Below are 15814 nucleotides of genomic sequence, written 5' to 3'. Positions count from 1 at the left end.
CTATCCGCGCAGGAAGGCCGGCCGCTTGTCGACGACGAGCCCCGGGAAAACCGATGCCTCGAGGTCGCTTGTGGAAATGCCGAACTGCTGGCGCAGCATGGCCGCCGCAATCTGGCGCAGGTCCATCGTCGGCCGCAGGTCGCGATCGTCAAGCAAATCACCGTCGGCAAGCGACGGCCAATCACGATAAACCTTGCCACCAGCAACGGCACCGCCCGCCAGAATAGCGACGCCACCCGTACCATGGTCCGTGCCCGCCGAACCGTTCGCGCGCGCCGTCCGTCCGAATTCGGTGATCGCCAGGACGGCGGTCTTGCGCCAGATCGCCGGAGAAAGGTTCGCCTTGAGCGTGGTGATGGCCGCGGTGAGGTCCATGGTCGGCCGCTGGAAGACCCGCGCCTGGTTGAAATGCGTGTCCCAGCCGTTGATGGAGAAACTCGCAATGCGATGATCGGCCGATAGCATGCCGGCAGTGAATTTTGCAACGGCAACGATCCCCCCTTTGGGTCTCCCCTGCATGTCACGGATTGTGTCCGACAACAGGTCCGTCTCGGTAGCCTCCTGCATGGCGGCGGCAAAAGCTGGGTCGTTCCGGTAGAGCCGGACGAAGAATGCCAGTTCGTCCTCCGCCAGCGTAAGATCCGTGCGCGCCGACCAGACATCAACCGGGCTTTCTCCCGACAAGATAAGCTCCGCGGTGCTGGCCACGTCGATCGCCCGGCGATCGGCGGGTCGCGGAATGACGGCGATGGCGCGGTTTAGCCAGCCACTGCGGTCCTCATTAACGGCCGCACCACCGCTTTCCAGTACGTCCTGCCCGTCGAAATGGCTTCGGCCATTCCGATAGGGCGTGGAGGTCGCGTGCACGAAAGCAAGCTCGTTCGAGCGCCAGAGCGGGATCAGGTCGGCGGCGGCTGGGTGCAAGCCGAAGAAGCCATCCAGATCGACCAGGCCGTCATCGGCGCCGAGCGCTAGTTTCGGCCGCAACACCCGCAAGGCCGGGTCGCCATAGGGCTGCACCAGAGCCAGCCCGTCCAACGCCCCCCGCAGCACGATCGTCACCAGCCGGTTGTCGCCGGGCATGGCCGCAAAGCTGACTGGCGTAACCAGCGGCGAGGCCGCTATGCAACAAGCACCGGCAAGGAAGGCGCGGCGTTTGATTTCTGTCGTCATCAACACGCTCCTAGCGTCGGTTGAATTCCGGTGATGCCAAAACCATCGTCATCCCAACCTCGCGACTGGGTGCCCGCGAAACGGTCTCAATCGTATCCGCCCGCGCCACATCCGAAAGCGTCGCCGCGAGAAAGTCCCGCGGGTCGGCATCGCCGCCAAAACGCGCGACCAGGCGCCGGGCCCAGGCGATGCGCTCGGTGATCTGGCTGGCGGTAACCCAGGCCGAAACATCCTCCGCCCAGCCCGCTGGGCTCGGTGGAGACCAGATCGGTTGGCCGAGCCGGTGGATTACAGCGACTGAAAAAGGATTGGCTCTCAAAGCCTGCAGCCCTTCCGCCGTTATCATCAACACGTCCTCCAACGCTGCGACATCCGACGCCAACTGCCACGTATGGTCATTCTCGCCGCTCGCCCGCAACGCGCTCATCGGCGCGCTTACCGCCCGAAGCGCGGCAACGACGAAGTCGAACGGCTGCCGCGCCTTCTGCCCCTCTTCCGCAAAACTCCGCGGATGCTCGAGCATCGCCCGATACACGTCAAGCAGCGCTCCGTCGCTGCGCATCCACGCCTCCACCATGGCCTCCACCACTGCCTGCGGCGGATCGTCGGCGACGAAATGCACGACGAGCTTGCGGCAAATGTGGCGCCGGGTTTCCTCCCGCCCGGCTAGGTCGTCAAGCAGGTCATGCACCCGCTGCATCTCGGCATCCGCACCGCCATAGGATCGGCCGAGCACTTCGTAGCCGCCGGGCTCGGCGAAGTGCGTTCGAAAGATAGTGCTGTAGTCGGGTGCCCGATACGACAGGCCGGTAAGAACATAGGCGGCCGCGCGGATATCGGTCTGCGTGTAGCTGCTTCCCGCCCCCATCGTGTGCAGTTCTATCAGTTCGCGGGCCAGGTTTTCGTTAAGCCCGCGGCCCGACTTGAGACCGAACGACGAATTCGGCCCAACAGACCGGACCTGGTCGAGATAGAGCAGCATGGCCGGATGCAGCACCGCGGCTTTCAAGAGGTCGTTGAAACGCGCGGCAATATTGGGCCGCACCGCCTCCGCCTCAAACAGCGCCGCCAGGAGACGCGAGCCCCTCCCCTTGCTCGCGTCGATCGAAAAATGATCACCCCAGAAGGCGGCAAGTCGCTCAAAGAAGCCGTTTGGCGACAGGACCGCTTGTTGAACTTTCCGGTGCCGGTCCAGTTGCAGCGAATTGTTGAGCGCTACGCTGTAGGGATTGACGCTGTGTTCGCCGATCATCTGCAGCGTGCCGGTATCACGCGCGGCCCTGGTGGAGGCTTCCACGACACTATAGTCGGCAAAACGCGCTCGGCGCTCGGCAAGGCCTTCGAAGGGAAAGAGACAGGCCTCGCCTGCTCCGCGCTCCACCTGCCGGATCAGCGTGTCCACATCCTCCGGCGGCGCTTCGCCCGGCCGTCTGCCATAACCGAAGCGTATCGCCGCCATGCTGGCGAAAGTTGGCATCAGAAGAGTTCCATCCAGTCCATGCGCAATGCTTGCGCCCGATTGCGACTATTTTGGGAGACGCGGCCTATCCCTTGAACACGAAGGCGGCACCGGCCGCGATCAGCATGAAGCCGACGGCGTGGTTCCAGGTGAGGCTTTCCTTCAGCCAGAACACGGAAAAACCGGCGAAGACAAGAAGGGTGATGACCTCCTGGATGGTCTTCAGCTGGGCGGCGGAATAGACCTCGTGGCCGAAGCGGTTTGCCGGCACCGCCAGGCAATATTCGAAGAAGGCAATGCCCCAGCTCGCCAGAATGGCGATGAACAGCGGCGCCGACTTGAACTTGAGGTGTCCGTACCAGGCGAAGGTCATGAAGACGTTGGAGAGGCAGAGCAGCACGATCGGCCAGACGGCCGCGGGGTTGAGGCTGAAGGGCATTGGCGAATCCTGATTCCTGAGGAGATGGGTGAAGGGCATAACCGACAGGCCGGCACCGTCAAGATCGGCAAGCCACTGATTCTCGCGATCCCCCGTTAAGACAATCTTATGCGCGCCGCCACACCATCCCCGCGAGCCGTCCAGACGGCAAGTCGACGGGGCCGGACCAGAATGACGGATGCGAGCCGGCTGATGCCGGCGGATGAACCGACAAGACGCCAGATCCTCTCAGCACAGGCGCTGTCCGTGCTGGACGGCATCGTATTGTCGCTTGCCGCCAACAGCTTCCTCGCCGCGACGACCGCCGCCATCCTCTGGCTCGACGGTCCCAATATCAGCATTTATCTCTGGCTGGCCGCCGTGCTTGCCGTCAATCTCTCGCGCTATGTCGGCGTGCGCGTCGTCCGGCGCCTGAACTGTGCAGTGGAACGGCCGCGGCGCGCGCTCGGCGTGTTGTCGCTCGGAGCGCTCGGCGGCGGTATTGCGTGGAGCCTCGTGCCCTTCATCGGCACCGCCCATGGTGCCAGCGGGCTCAATCCCTACCTCATCTTCATCATCGGCGGCATCTGCGCGGGCTCGCTGATGCAGAGCACAGCCTATGCCCGCACCGCCCTGCTCTTCGCCGGCCCGCCGCTGCTCACCGCCATCGTCTCGCTGCTGATATCCGGTACGACGGATGCGCTGGTCATCGCCGCCGACGCCCTGCTGCTCGCCATCATGATGGTGCGCGCCGGGCAACTCAGCGAGGCAGGCTTCATCCGCAGCCAAATCGACCGGTTGAAGGCCGTGGCGCTGGCCTCGTCGCTGTCGGATGCCAATGCGGAAATCCGCCAGTCCTATCACCAGCTCGCATCGCTGGCGAACCGCGACCCGCTGACCGGCCTCGGCAATCGTGCCCTGTTCAACCAGCGCCTGCGCGGCCTGCTTGCCAGCGATTTCCCCACGGGGACGCTCGCCCTGCTTGTCATCGACCTCGACCGCTTCAAGGCGATCAACGACACGATGGGGCACGGTGCGGGCGATACCGTACTGGTCGAAATTGCCGGGCGGCTCGTCAGCCTCACCGGCCCGACAGATACGGTCGTGCGTCTCGGGGGAGACGAATTCGCCGTCATCGTCGAGGGCGAGCAGGCAGAGGGGCGCGGCCGCGAGATCGGCGATGCCATCGTGCGGCTGGCCGGCGATCCCATCTTTATCGGCGAGCGCCCCGTGACGGTCGGCGCCAGTGCCGGGCTTGCGCTCCACCCGCAACACGGGGAAACGGCGGACGATCTTTTCGCCAGCGCCGACATCGCGCTCTATGCCGCCAAGGAGGGTGGCCGCCGCCGGCTCGGCCTGTTCAATCCCGTGCTGAAGGCCCGCATCGAGCGGCAACGCCTTATCGAGGCGACGCTCGCAGAGGCGATCGAAGACAATCAGCTGCTGGTGGTCTTCCAGCCGCAGGTCGAGCTGGCCACCGGCCGCGTCACGGGTTTCGAGGCCCTGCTGCGCTGGGCGCATCCCGATCTCGGCCCGGTCAATCCGCCGGATATCGTGCGCGCCGCCCAGGCCCTGCACATCGCCACGGAACTGACAGGCTATGTCGCCAATCGCGCCGCCGAGCTGCTGCGCACCCTGCCCCGCCTCGGCCTGCCGGAGGCCTGCGTGGCGGTCAACGTTTCGCCGCGCGAATTTTCCGGCGACACGCTTTCCCGCCTGTTGAGCGGCATTGCCGCCGCGCACGAGATTTCCCCGGCCTTGATGGAGATCGAGATCACCGAGGAGGCGACGCTCGACACGCAGGCCGCCGGCGCCGAACTGGCCCGGCTGGAAGCCGCGGGCTTCCGTCTCGCCGTCGACGATTTTGGCATGGGCCATTCCTCGCTCGCCTATCTCGTCAGCCTGCATATCGACCGATTGAAGATCGACCGCAGCTTCGTCACGGGCATCGCCAGAAGCCGCGAGAACCAGGCCCTCATCGCCGCCCTCGTCGGCATCGGCCATGCGCTTTCCATCGATATCGTCGTGGAAGGTGTCGAGGACGAGGAAGAGGCCGAAGTGCTCAGGATGCTCGGCTGCCGCCACGCCCAGGGCTATCACTTCGCTCGCCCCATGCCGGCCGCCGACATCCCGCGCTGGCTTGACCAGCATGCCTTGCGCATCAGCCGCAGCATGGCTGGCACGCCCTGATCACCGTGCCGTTCGTGCCCGGTTGCGCTCCACCTTGGCGACGATGACCAGCGCCGCCACGAGCATCAGCCCGCCATTGAACGGATGCAGCGCCTGCAACAGGCCGGATTCCAGGTTCTGCCCGCTCACGATCAACACGATCTGCGTAACGTAGAGCCCCGCGAGCAGGCCCGCCCACCAGCGCAGCGGTCTCGTCTGCGCAAGAAGCCAGGCCGCAAGGGCCATCGCGGAGATCGGCACGGAGAGCAGCATGCCAAGCCCGCCATGCCACGCCCAGAAAACCGCGTCCTGAAAGAGCGCAAGCCCTGCGAGCAGATATTGCGCAAGAATGCCGGCCGGCACCGAGCGTGCCGCCTGCAGATACCAGAACGGCACGGTGCGTCGCGGCTTTGCCGTGACTGCAAAATCGGTCGTCGTCATGGCTCACCCCCAGGCTTCCACGAGGAAACGTCGGAAATCTTCCTGCGGTTCGGTCGCCTTGCGCCAGTCCTCGAGAAGCCCCGCATAGGTCTTCGCCGCGCCATGCAATGCGATGTCGTCCAGCTTGTTAGCCCGGAAGAGCACGAAGGGCGGCTGCCATGGCAGGCCGCAACGATGCGCGGTCGCTTCCAGCGGGCGCAGCAGCTCGGTCATGGTGAACTTGTTGGCGCCGTCCGGTGCATAGGCTTCCGGCACATTGCCGGCCGTTGCGGCGACGAGCAGCGGCGTGCCCTCCAGCAACCGGCCTTCCGTTTCGTAGTTGATGTAATACATGCGCGTCAGCACCGCATCCTGCCAGGCCTTCAGCAGCGGCGGCGTCGAATACCACTGGATCGGGAACTGCAAAACGATGCGGTCGGCCGACAACAGCCGGGCCACTTCCTGGTCCGCATCGATCCTGCCGTCCGGATAGAGGGCATGGAGGTCGATGACCTCGACACCGGGCAGGCGGAGAGCGGTGCCGGCGAGCGCGACATTGGCGCGCGAGCCGCTGAGATCGGGATGGAAAAGAAGGATCAAGGTCTTGCTCATGGCGTCATCTCCTGTGTTGACGCCATCAGAATGCCGTGCCCAGCAAAATCATTCCAATGGATGGTTTGTATATGCTATTATCGATTTCATGAATTTAAGATCGGTCGACCTCAACCTTCTCGTCATCCTCGACGCCCTGCTCGACGAGGCCCATGTCTCACGCGCCGCCGCCAAGCTGAACCTGTCGCAGCCCGCCACCTCCAGTGCGCTGGACCGTTGCCGCCACCTCTTCGCCGATCCCCTGCTGAAACGCGGCAAGGGCGGCATGCGCCTGACGCCGAAGGCGGAAGCGCTACGCGATCCCTTGAAAAACCTGCTCGTCGGCATTGCCGCCGTCGTCGACGCCCCGGAAGAGCCGCTTGCCGACATCCGCCAGACCGTGCGCATCGTCACCGCCGACCATCCCGGCATCCTCGTCGCCGGCCCGCTGCACCACGCCCTCGCCCACTCCGCCCCCGGCATCGACCTTGTCATCCAACCCTGGCATGGCGCCGCCGCCGTCCTCGAATCCCTCGCCCGCGGCGCCAGCGACATTGCACTCTCCGTCTTCCCGGCCATCGACGAAACGGCCTTCCACTGCGAAACGCTGCTACAGGAGCATTATGTGATCGCCATGCGGAAGACCCACCCGGCCGGCGCCGATTTCACCCTCGATCGCTGGCTGGCCTATCCGCACATCCTCGTCTCCGGCCGGGGCGACACGCGCACGCCCCTGGACGACCAGCTTGCCGCCCTTGGCAAATCCCGCCGCGTCGGTATCGTCGTGCCGAGCTTCCTGATGGTGCCGTCGCTGCTGGAGGGCAGCGATCTCATCGCCATGATGCCGAGCCATTGCCTGCCGTCGGATGCGGCCGAGCGTTTCCACATCGTCCTGCCGCCCATCCCCGTTGCCGGCTTCCCGCTCCACCTCGCCTGGCACCGTCGGCGCGACAAGGATCGGGCGGTGCAGCACGTCGCGGATGAATTGCGGACGTTGCTTGCGGCGGCGCGTCGATAAAACAGCAAAACGGGATCGCCGGCCGGCCTCAACCCGGGTACCCGCCGAAGCCGCGAATTCCCACTTTTGCTTGCATTCGCAATCCCTTATTATATACTACCTTGCATTTCTCAATATGACACAGACTGCACTTACGCGCGAATGACGAAAACAACCGTCTGGCGTCGCGAGGCCCGATTTTCAGTGCGAGGAGGGATGAATGTCCCTGATGGCATCTTCACACTCTGTCGCGCGGCAGGCCGTCGCTGTCTCCGCGCTTCTGCTGCTGAGCCAAATGCCTGCCAGCGCCCAGGAATGCCGCGCCGGAACCAATGGAACAAAGGTCACCTTGCCCTATGCGGGCTGCCCGTCCGGCGTTGCGCGTTTTCTGTGCTCGAGTGGAAGAGCGGTCTTTCAGCGGTGTGAGCCGCCCGTCGCGAGCCAGAGGACGAATGGGGCGGTGCCGGCGACCACCGGCAGCGGAAAAGACAAGACCAAACAAGACAAGCGAAACTGAGGTGGATGGTGGTGGTGAACGAACCGGATCCTGCGCAACCCACACCCCGATATGCGTTCCGGCTTCCGACAGGGTGGCGTGCCGGCGTTTCTGCCGGCGCCACCGTGATCGCCCTCTTTCTGGCCTATATCGTCTATCTGTTCGGCCTGCCGGATCTCTACTTCTGGCGCTCACCAGGCCGCATCTATGTGGAAAGCCCGGAAATCTACACCCGCGAGCGGCTGGTCAACGATCGCTACCTGCAAGCGGCCTGGCTTAACAACAAGCTCGACACCGTGGAGAAATCCACCTTCAGCAGGACGCGCATATCTTCATCGTTGAAAATCGGTATCGGCGCAGCAGAGGCCGGAGACGGAAAAACTGAACCCGTCGCTGCGGAATCGTCTGATGCATCGAAAACGGAGACGGCCCCCGCCACGTCGGTGAGAACCGATCCGGTGGGCGAGTTTCCCTACGATGTCGACTACGACCTCAAGTCCGCCATGCGAGACAAGATCCGTCAGGACATCATCGAGAACATGCTCGACGACCGGCACGACCTGACCGGCAATTCTCTGGTGGCAATGAAATTCGATACGACGGTGCTCAAGCGGCGCGGCTCAAGCTACCACGCACGCGTCGCCTTTAAGATCACCGCGGAAAAGCTTTTCTCACCCCCGACGGCGGCTGACGGCAATCCGATGTCCGTCGAAGAGGCACTCGTAAACACCTTCTATTTTTCGAAGGAAGGCAACACCATCCTCACAAACGAGGCGCATCCGCTTTACCGGTCTTATCTTCAGTACAACGAGTGGCTCAAGAACCTCGAGCACAGGCTGAACCGCGAGCTTGATCGCTCCTGCAAGCGATTGCTTGGCCCGTCGAATGCGCAAATCCTCCAACTCAATCTGGCCGTGGTCAATTTTGAGAACGTGCGGGGCATGTTCCGCGAAACGCTTGCGAAAGTCCTGTCCATACAGAGCGACTTCGAGTTTCCGGAAACGGACCTCGCGGCGGTGCCGCTGCCGACACCATGGTCCGATGTGATTAGCCTACAATATTCCAGCAACATCATACAGGAAGCCAACTGCTCGGCGCTCAGAATGCGTGTGCTGCCGCTGACGACGACCATTTTCTCGCTTACGGCGAGCACCGACGATGAGTTTCAGGCGCTGATCAGCCGCTTGAACGACCTCCAGTCAAACTTCGCGACGATCATCGTCAACGATGAGGAGCGAAGGGTCTATTTCACGACCAAGATCAAGACCGCCTCCGCCACGGACCCGATACCACCCCTCGTCTACGGCCTCGCCGCCCAGATCTACGAGACCCTGGCGACGGAATCCAAACCCAGCATCTACCACCTGGCCGATGCCGGCAAACTGTGCCTGCCTTCGAGCACATCGCCCACCAAGGAACTAGAAAGGCGCGCGGACGCGGAAACGGCCATCGCCGGCATCGGCGACTATTGCGGCCAGACGGACATATTTCCGAAAACCGGTTCATTGTCGTCGATCTTCTTTCCGGCCGGCTATTTCGCCTTCATGAAGAAGGTCGAGCGTTCGGATTCCTATCTCTACTCGCTCATCCCCAATGGATCCTCCACAGCGCGGGTACTTTCGAAGTCGGCCAGTCTCCGCCTCGGCCTGAAGGGCGGAGAAGGACGGCTCGGCGGCATACTCGACCACGGCGAAGACATTTCCGCCTTCGATACGGAGCCGGAGGTGTTGACCTTCGGCATGGCCAGCCCGGCCGACGTGATCGAGTTCGGGTGGATCGCTATCGGCAATGACCGCACTTCCGGTCCCGAGACCTTTTCCCAGACCGCGCTCCTGTCCGTGCCGGCCTGGGCAAACCAGATCGAAGCCGAGGTTACGACCGGTTGGGTCAACGATTCGGGTTCCGTCGTCTTCGAGGATCCAACGCGCCGCTTTCCCATTCCCATGCCGTCGGACTACGAGATTTTCGACGCGTTCATTTCGGATGGCCTGACCTATCGACGGCCCAACATCGATGAGGACGCCTTCGGTAGCGGGCACCTGCTGCGCGTGGGGCAACCGGGCTCGATCATCATCCCCGGTGTCCGCCTCTGGCGCAGCACCGTTGTGACCCTCGGCAGCCAGAAAGCGGACGAGATTTTTGTCCTGCCGGACATGGAAGGCGTCATCGCGAGCTTCAAATCGGTCAGCGCCTTCTTCGACGACTTCATCGATTGCAAGACGATCGTCCAAACGACGATTGAGGACGCGCAGCCCCTTGCGGCCCTGACAGGCATGCCCTCGAACATCACAAACGAACCCACGGCGCGACGCTGCACCAAGACATTGCCGCTCCGGGTTTGGACGAGCGAAGGCATGGATGAGATCGATGGCAAGGTGACGGTGGTCGACATTCTCAGCAAGGTCCCGGCAGCCGCGGACGGCAACAAGCTGGATGCCGTCACCACCCAGGCCACCACTTCGGACGCCGCAGCGCAGTAGCTGGACAATGGAGAAGCGAGAGATGACGCGATTTTTTGGACACGGAACCAAAGCGGGGCGCCGGCAGCTGCCGGTTCTGGTGCTCGCCGTTGTGGCTGCCCTGCCTCTATCGGCGGCTGACAGCCGTCTTGTGGAGCGCACGGCCGCCTTGCAGACCGCGCAGGCCTTCGGATTCCGGTGCGCGACGCCGCAATTCGTCTGCCAGATCCCGCCCGCGATGCTCGGCTCGATCTGCTTCTGCGGCGCTTTCCAGGGCGTCGTCGTGCCCTGATCGAGAGTATTGTTTTATCGCATTATCCGACGCCGACGCGGTGCGATGCCCTAACCGATCCTGTTCACCAGCTGCGCTGTCGCCAGCAGCATGACGAGATCGCGGATCATGGGCCGGAGGTGCCGGTCGAAGTCGATCGGCGTGTCGACCGGCGGCAGCTCGAAAAAGTTCTTCTTCGCCGGCACCAGCAGGTAGCAGTCCCGGCCGTCCAGCGCGATGCGGACCACGTCGTCGCGCCATTCCGTCGCCAGATAGTCGAGCGCCTTGGCCAGCGTGCCCTGCACGATGGGCGTCGCGGCGTCCAGCCGGTTGGTGCGGAACTCGTGCGAGGAGTCCACCTCGGGATTGCCGCTGATGACGAGCGCCAGGCTGGAGCCGCCGAACAGGTCGCGCATGAAGCGGTGCACGGCATTGGGCCGGCGCGCCGCCAGAAGCTGGCCGGGAAACTCCTGCTCTCGCTCGAAATGGAAGATCACGCCCTTGAAGGTGGTCTGCCGGCTCTTGCCGCTGCCGGTGATCAGTTCGGTCTCCGACAGGGTGAAGGCCAGCCCCTCGTGCCTGCCGGCGATCATGTCGCCATGTTCGTTGCGGTCGCGCGGCACGAGGTCCTTACCGGGCATGGTGTGGATGAAGCGCGGCTCCGCCCCGTTCACATACTGCACGTTGTCGACGAAACCGAAGACCAGTGGCAGCATGCGGTCGCGCAGGCTCTGCTGGAACTGCTTGGCCGGCGCGAGGGCGAAACGCCAGACGAAGCCGCCGCCGACGAACAGCAGCCCGAGCGCGATACCGACGATATCGTTCGCGATTTCCACCCAGGCGATGTAGGCCACGAAAGCCGAAAACACCAGGTAACCGCCGAAGATCAGCGCCACGCGCACATACATGTCCCCGGTCACGCTGCCGCGCGATGCATTGTAGGCGGTCACCGCGGCGTGGAGGCTTTCCAGCGCCGCGTCCTTCGGCATCAATGCTGCTTCGTCAACGACTGCGCTCATGACCGCCCCCTCACCGTAGCTCTCGGATAACGGGTGGAACCGGCCGCAAATTCGTTTCCCTTTTGTACTCATGCCCTCTTTTCTTTCCCGGTGACTCTCTCCATATTCCCCGCATGGCCAGATCCCCGAAAAAACCCTCGCCCTCGAACCCCGGTTTCGAGGAAGCCCCGCAATCGCCCTTCGAAGGTGAACCGCTCAGCGGCAGCGTCTCCGACTGGGTGAAGCAGCTGGAGGCGGAAGCGGAGGCAGCGGGCATCGAAAGCCGCCGCGAGGTCGCGTCGAAGGCCGGCAAACACCGCAAGACGGTGGAGAACGCCGCCCGCCGCCACACGGAAAACGTCACCGTCTCTAAAACCTCGCGCGGCGTGTCGATCGGCGGCTCGTCCGACCCGAAGACCCGCGCCGCCGCCGGCCTCAACCCGGTCTCCGGCATGGACACCTCGCTGGAGGACGCCGTCTCGCAGAATGCGGGCGCCGCCGTCACCGCGACGGTTGAGGCGCTGTCGGCGCTCATCGAGAGCGGCAACCCGCTGTTCAAGGACGGCAAGCTGTGGACGCCGCACCGCCCGGCCCGGCCGGAAAAGTCGGAGGGCGGCATCCCCATCCGCATGATCTCCGAATACCAGCCGGCCGGCGACCAGCCGACCGCCATCAAGGACCTCGTCGAGGGGCTTGGCTCCGGCGAGCGCAACCAGGTGCTGCTCGGCGTCACCGGCTCCGGAAAAACCTTCACCATGGCCAAGGTGATCGAGGCGACACAGCGCCCGGCGGTCATCCTCGCGCCGAACAAGACGCTGGCCGCCCAGCTCTATTCCGAGTTCAAGAACTTCTTCCCGGAAAACGCGGTCGAATATTTCGTCTCCTACTACGATTATTACCAGCCGGAAGCCTATGTGCCGCGCTCCGACACGTTCATCGAGAAGGAATCCTCGATCAACGAGCAGATCGACCGCATGCGCCACTCGGCCACCCGCTCGCTGATCGAGCGCGACGACTGCATCATCGTCGCCTCGGTCTCCTGCATCTACGGTATCGGCTCGGTCGAGACCTACACCGCCATGACCTTCCAGATGCAGGTCGGCGAACGGCTCGACCAGCGCCAGCTGCTCGCCGATCTCGTCGCCCAGCAATACAAGCGCCGCGAGATGGATTTTCAGCGCGGCTCGTTCCGCGTCCGCGGCGACACGATCGAAATCTTCCCCGCCCACCTTGAAGATGCCGCCTGGCGCATCTCGATGTTCGGCGACGAGATCGACTCGATTGCGGAGTTCGACCCGCTGACCGGCCAGAAGACCGGCGACCTGAAATCGGTGAAGATCTACGCCAACAGCCACTATGTCACGCCGCGCCCCACGCTGAACGGCGCCATCAAGGCGATCAAGGAGGAGCTGAAGCACCGCCTCGTCGAGCTGGAAAAGGCCGGCCGCCTGTTGGAAGCGCAGCGTCTGGAGCAGCGCACGCGTTACGACGTCGAGATGCTGGAGGCCACCGGCTCCTGCGCCGGCATCGAGAACTATTCGCGCTACCTCACCGGCCGCAAGCCCGGCGAGCCGCCGCCGACGCTGTTCGAATACATCCCCGACAACGCGCTGATCTTCATCGACGAGAGCCACGTCACGATCCCGCAGATCGGCGGCATGTACCGCGGCGACTTCCGCCGCAAGGCGACGCTGGCGGAATACGGTTTCCGCCTGCCCTCCTGCATGGACAACCGCCCGCTGCGCTTCGAGGAATGGGATGCCATGCGGCCGGACACGATCGCCGTGTCGGCGACGCCCGGCAACTGGGAGATGGAAGCGGCCGGCGGCGTCTTCGCCGAGCAGGTCATCCGCCCGACCGGGCTTATCGATCCGCCCGTGGAGGTGCGCCCGGCGAAAAGCCAGGTGGACGACGTGCTGGGCGAAATCCGCGAGACCGCCGCCGCCGGCTACCGCACGCTCGTCACCGTGCTTACCAAGCGCATGGCCGAAGACCTCACCGAATACCTGCACGAGCAGGGCGTGCGCGTGCGCTACATGCACTCGGACATCGACACGCTGGAGCGCATCGAGATCATCCGCGACCTGCGTCTCGGCGCCTTCGACGTGCTCGTCGGCATCAACCTGCTGCGCGAAGGCCTCGACATTCCGGAATGCGGCTTCGTCGCCATCCTCGATGCCGACAAGGAAGGCTTTTTGCGCTCCGAAACCTCGCTGGTCCAGACCATCGGCCGCGCGGCGCGAAACGTCGACGGCAAGGTCATCCTCTATGCCGACAACATCACCGGCTCCATGCAGCGCGCCATGGACGAGACGACCCGCCGTCGCGAAAAGCAGGTGGCCTACAACACGGCGCACGGCATCACCCCGGAATCGGTAAAGGCCAGGATTTCCGACATCCTCGATTCGGTCTACGAGCGCGACCACGTCCGCGCCGACATTTCCGGCGTCTCCGGCAAGGGTTTTGCCGATGGCGGCAACCTCGTCGGCAACAACCTGCAGACCCATCTCAACGCGCTGGAAAAAGCCATGCGCGACGCCGCCGCCGACCTCGACTTCGAAAAGGCCGCCCGCCTGCGCGACGAAATCAAACGCCTCAAGGCCGCCGAACTCGCCGTCATGGACGACCCGATGGCGCGGCAAGAGGCGGCGAGTGCCGAAGGCGCGAGCGGGAAAGCAAAAGGCGCCGCGAAGGCGCAGGATGCCGGAAAGAAGACGGCCAAGCCGGCCACCCACCTCCCCCTTGAGGGGGGAGGTCGCCGCACAGCGGCGGGTGGGGGTGACCCCGCCACAACCGCCGACACCGGAGAGGATCACCCCGCCCCGGACCTCCGGTCCGACCCTCCCCCTCAAGGGGAGGGTCGGACCGGCACCAGCTATTTCCAGAAACCCGCCCTAGACGACATGGACCGCGACGTCGCCACCCCGGCCGGAAAATCCCTGTTCCGCAAGAACAGCCTGGACGAAATGACCGTCGGCCGCACCGAAAAACCGGTCACCGGCACCCTCCCCGCCCGCCCGGACGAAACCCTCGCCAGCAAGAAACGTTTCTCGCCTTTGCTGGAAGGGGAGCCGGAACGCGCAAGCGGGGCGGATGACGTCAAGCCGGTCGTACGCGGGAAGGTCGGCGTCGGGAGTTATGAGGACCCGGCGGAGGCAAAGCGCAAGGGGCGCACGAAGGGGAAAACGGGGCGGCCGGGGCAATAAAACCCGCCCGCCTCTTTACGAGTCAGCTAAAAAAGCCTCTCTTGGACCCCGCGATCTTGGTAGGTATATGGGCGAAACTCTCGATCAATGAGGCCACTTACGTCTGATAGTACGCGTGAAAAATGATGAGTTAGATTCACCATCCGCCAGATTGTTGATCCACTTGTCTTGCCGCTAGCGAAGACGCAATCGTCAATCCACTGATCCCCCCAAGAAAAATTTCTTCCTGCATAGTAGGGGTTAGAGCGGATAGTTTCACAAATACTCTTCATACCCTGTCTATCGCTGAGCGCGTCGCCAGCTCGAATTATTTCCCACGTATCAGTGGTGCTGTACCGAAGATGGCAAATTGCACGAGCCCGAGCTGGGCCGAACCGGAAAATCGCGGTATCGGACGCGTAGTCTGAGAATAACGTGTTGGATAGGAATGTTTTGTCAGTTGTAGCCTCTCGCCAAGAAAGCCAATCATTTCTTGGGCGCGACAAGGTATGCCCTGGCTTCGAAATGTTTTTATCAGGATAAGATGTTCCCTGAAAAACTACCTTCGACCACAACCCGATTTCATAAACTTCTTCGAAATATATGCGGTATTGTTCTTGCATTATGTCTACAGATGAGAAATCGGCATCCGCAAAATCCAAAAGTAAAATGCATTCGTGCGGCTTTAGAGCCAGCGCGAGAAGACAATTATGAATGCGGGTCTTAAGACCGTCATCGCCCAGATCTGAAAGCGTTAAGCGAAGCGCCATACCCTCTTTATTGGCCGTAATCGCGTTGACAAAATCTGACTTCAACGGACCTTCGATGTCACGAAGCGTCGCAACAGGAACAGGTATTCCACCATTCGAACGAATAGTTGTGAGAAACGATTTAAGCCAGCCCACACCTTGATTGGAATGCGCCCAGCTCGCGATAAAACGAACATCGACAAGAGAACGCCTACCCAACCAAAACCGCCCCACTCTCGTCGCCGCAAATTGGATAGTTTCTTGACCCGAAAACAATCGACGAGTTTCCTGGTCTTTTTTCGAAGGAGGCGGAATGATGAAATGTGGTAAGATTGCGGCCTTAGCACTTTCATTGAGTTGCGATAGAGATTCATATTCCGCTTGTTTGAGCCTCAACACAGTTACATACGCAGCATAACCTAATTCCAT

Annotated in this window: 13 protein-coding genes; 6 read left to right on the top strand and 7 right to left on the bottom strand. The window is 62.9% G+C overall.

The features are described 5' to 3' along the window. The 3 genes from AC1RT2_RS19780 to AC1RT2_RS19770 all read right to left on the bottom strand — a co-directional run bounded on the left by AC1RT2_RS19780 (position 1) and on the right by AC1RT2_RS19770 (position 3071). Positions 1 to 1173, bottom strand: a complete 1173-nt coding sequence (locus AC1RT2_RS19780) for a DUF1501 domain-containing protein (RefSeq protein WP_493104652.1) — start codon at positions 1171 to 1173, stop codon at positions 1 to 3. Positions 1174 to 1183: 10 nt separating this feature from the next. Beyond that, positions 1184 to 2650 (bottom strand): DUF1800 domain-containing protein, encoded by a 1467-nt coding sequence (locus AC1RT2_RS19775; protein WP_493104650.1) that lies wholly within the window; start codon positions 2648 to 2650, stop codon positions 1184 to 1186. Positions 2651 to 2717: 67 nt separating this feature from the next. Further along, the gene (locus AC1RT2_RS19770) at positions 2718 to 3071 is read right to left on the bottom strand and encodes a DMT family protein (RefSeq protein ID WP_069058993.1); all 354 of its coding nucleotides are present in this window, start codon (positions 3069 to 3071) and stop codon (positions 2718 to 2720) included. 171 nt (positions 3072 to 3242) lie between these two features. On the opposite strand from AC1RT2_RS19770, the gene AC1RT2_RS19765 reads away from it, so the two are divergent. Next, positions 3243 to 5240, top strand: coding sequence for a putative bifunctional diguanylate cyclase/phosphodiesterase (locus tag AC1RT2_RS19765; RefSeq protein ID WP_493104647.1), 1998 nt, complete (start codon positions 3243 to 3245; stop codon positions 5238 to 5240). On the opposite strand, the gene AC1RT2_RS19760 is transcribed toward AC1RT2_RS19765, so the two are convergent. Both AC1RT2_RS19760 and AC1RT2_RS19755 read right to left on the bottom strand, forming a co-directional pair. Beyond that, positions 5241 to 5660, bottom strand: coding sequence for a DUF6220 domain-containing protein (locus AC1RT2_RS19760; RefSeq protein WP_493104645.1), 420 nt, complete (start codon positions 5658 to 5660; stop codon positions 5241 to 5243). A gap of 3 nt (positions 5661 to 5663) precedes the next feature. Continuing rightward, the gene (locus tag AC1RT2_RS19755; RefSeq protein WP_493104643.1) at positions 5664 to 6251 is read right to left on the bottom strand and encodes an NAD(P)H-dependent oxidoreductase; all 588 of its coding nucleotides are present in this window, start codon (positions 6249 to 6251) and stop codon (positions 5664 to 5666) included. 88 nt (positions 6252 to 6339) lie between these two features. On the opposite strand from AC1RT2_RS19755, the gene AC1RT2_RS19750 reads away from it, so the two are divergent. From AC1RT2_RS19750 to AC1RT2_RS19735, 4 genes are all read left to right on the top strand, one after another. Continuing rightward, positions 6340 to 7248: a LysR family transcriptional regulator gene (locus AC1RT2_RS19750; protein ID WP_493104641.1), complete on the top strand. Its 909-nt coding sequence runs from the start codon at positions 6340 to 6342 to the stop codon at positions 7246 to 7248. A gap of 199 nt (positions 7249 to 7447) precedes the next feature. Then, entirely contained in the window at positions 7448 to 7744 is a 297-nt protein-coding gene (locus AC1RT2_RS19745) for a hypothetical protein (protein ID WP_069058996.1), read from the top strand. 14 nt (positions 7745 to 7758) lie between these two features. Further along, entirely contained in the window at positions 7759 to 10203 is a 2445-nt protein-coding gene (locus AC1RT2_RS19740; RefSeq protein WP_493104639.1) for a hypothetical protein, read from the top strand. 22 nt (positions 10204 to 10225) lie between these two features. Next, entirely contained in the window at positions 10226 to 10474 is a 249-nt protein-coding gene (locus tag AC1RT2_RS19735) for a hypothetical protein (RefSeq protein WP_493104637.1), read from the top strand. Positions 10475 to 10524: 50 nt separating this feature from the next. On the opposite strand, the gene AC1RT2_RS19730 is transcribed toward AC1RT2_RS19735, so the two are convergent. After that, positions 10525 to 11472 (bottom strand): DUF3137 domain-containing protein, encoded by a 948-nt coding sequence (locus AC1RT2_RS19730; protein ID WP_493104634.1) that lies wholly within the window; start codon positions 11470 to 11472, stop codon positions 10525 to 10527. A 113-nt stretch (positions 11473 to 11585) separates the two neighbouring features. Between AC1RT2_RS19730 and uvrB the strand changes: the two genes are divergently transcribed. After that, positions 11586 to 14657 carry an excinuclease ABC subunit UvrB gene (uvrB, locus tag AC1RT2_RS19725; protein ID WP_493104632.1) on the top strand — a complete coding sequence of 1024 codons (3072 nt, stop codon included), beginning with the start codon at positions 11586 to 11588 and terminating at the stop codon, positions 14655 to 14657. Positions 14658 to 14683: 26 nt separating this feature from the next. Here uvrB and AC1RT2_RS19720 read toward each other — a convergent pair whose 3' ends face one another. Then, positions 14684 to 15814 (bottom strand): beta family protein, encoded by a 1131-nt coding sequence (locus AC1RT2_RS19720; protein WP_493104629.1) that lies wholly within the window; start codon positions 15812 to 15814, stop codon positions 14684 to 14686.

The sequence above is a fragment of the Shinella sp. GW821-FHT11G07 genome (assembly GCF_058808115.1).
Note: the sequence above shows the minus strand (reverse complement) of the source record. Positions and strands in the feature narration are given on the sequence as shown.

Excerpts from the sequence above, each read along its gene's own strand:
- AC1RT2_RS19780 (WP_493104652.1), bottom strand. The coding sequence starts at position 1,173 with ATGACGACAGAAATCAAACGCCGCGCCTTCCTTGCCGGTGCTTGTTGC.
- AC1RT2_RS19775 (WP_493104650.1), bottom strand. The coding sequence starts at position 2,650 with ATGCCAACTTTCGCCAGCATGGCGGCGATACGCTTCGGTTATGGCAGA.
- AC1RT2_RS19770 (WP_069058993.1), bottom strand. The coding sequence starts at position 3,071 with ATGCCCTTCAGCCTCAACCCCGCGGCCGTCTGGCCGATCGTGCTGCTC.
- AC1RT2_RS19765 (WP_493104647.1), top strand. The coding sequence starts at position 3,243 with ATGACGGATGCGAGCCGGCTGATGCCGGCGGATGAACCGACAAGACGC.
- AC1RT2_RS19760 (WP_493104645.1), bottom strand. The coding sequence starts at position 5,660 with ATGACGACGACCGATTTTGCAGTCACGGCAAAGCCGCGACGCACCGTG.
- AC1RT2_RS19755 (WP_493104643.1), bottom strand. The coding sequence starts at position 6,251 with ATGAGCAAGACCTTGATCCTTCTTTTCCATCCCGATCTCAGCGGCTCG.
- AC1RT2_RS19750 (WP_493104641.1), top strand. The coding sequence starts at position 6,340 with ATGAATTTAAGATCGGTCGACCTCAACCTTCTCGTCATCCTCGACGCC.
- AC1RT2_RS19745 (WP_069058996.1), top strand. The coding sequence starts at position 7,448 with ATGTCCCTGATGGCATCTTCACACTCTGTCGCGCGGCAGGCCGTCGCT.
- AC1RT2_RS19735 (WP_493104637.1), top strand. The coding sequence starts at position 10,226 with ATGACGCGATTTTTTGGACACGGAACCAAAGCGGGGCGCCGGCAGCTG.
- AC1RT2_RS19730 (WP_493104634.1), bottom strand. The coding sequence starts at position 11,472 with ATGAGCGCAGTCGTTGACGAAGCAGCATTGATGCCGAAGGACGCGGCG.
- uvrB (WP_493104632.1), top strand. The coding sequence starts at position 11,586 with ATGGCCAGATCCCCGAAAAAACCCTCGCCCTCGAACCCCGGTTTCGAG.
- AC1RT2_RS19720 (WP_493104629.1), bottom strand. The coding sequence starts at position 15,814 with ATGGAATTAGGTTATGCTGCGTATGTAACTGTGTTGAGGCTCAAACAA.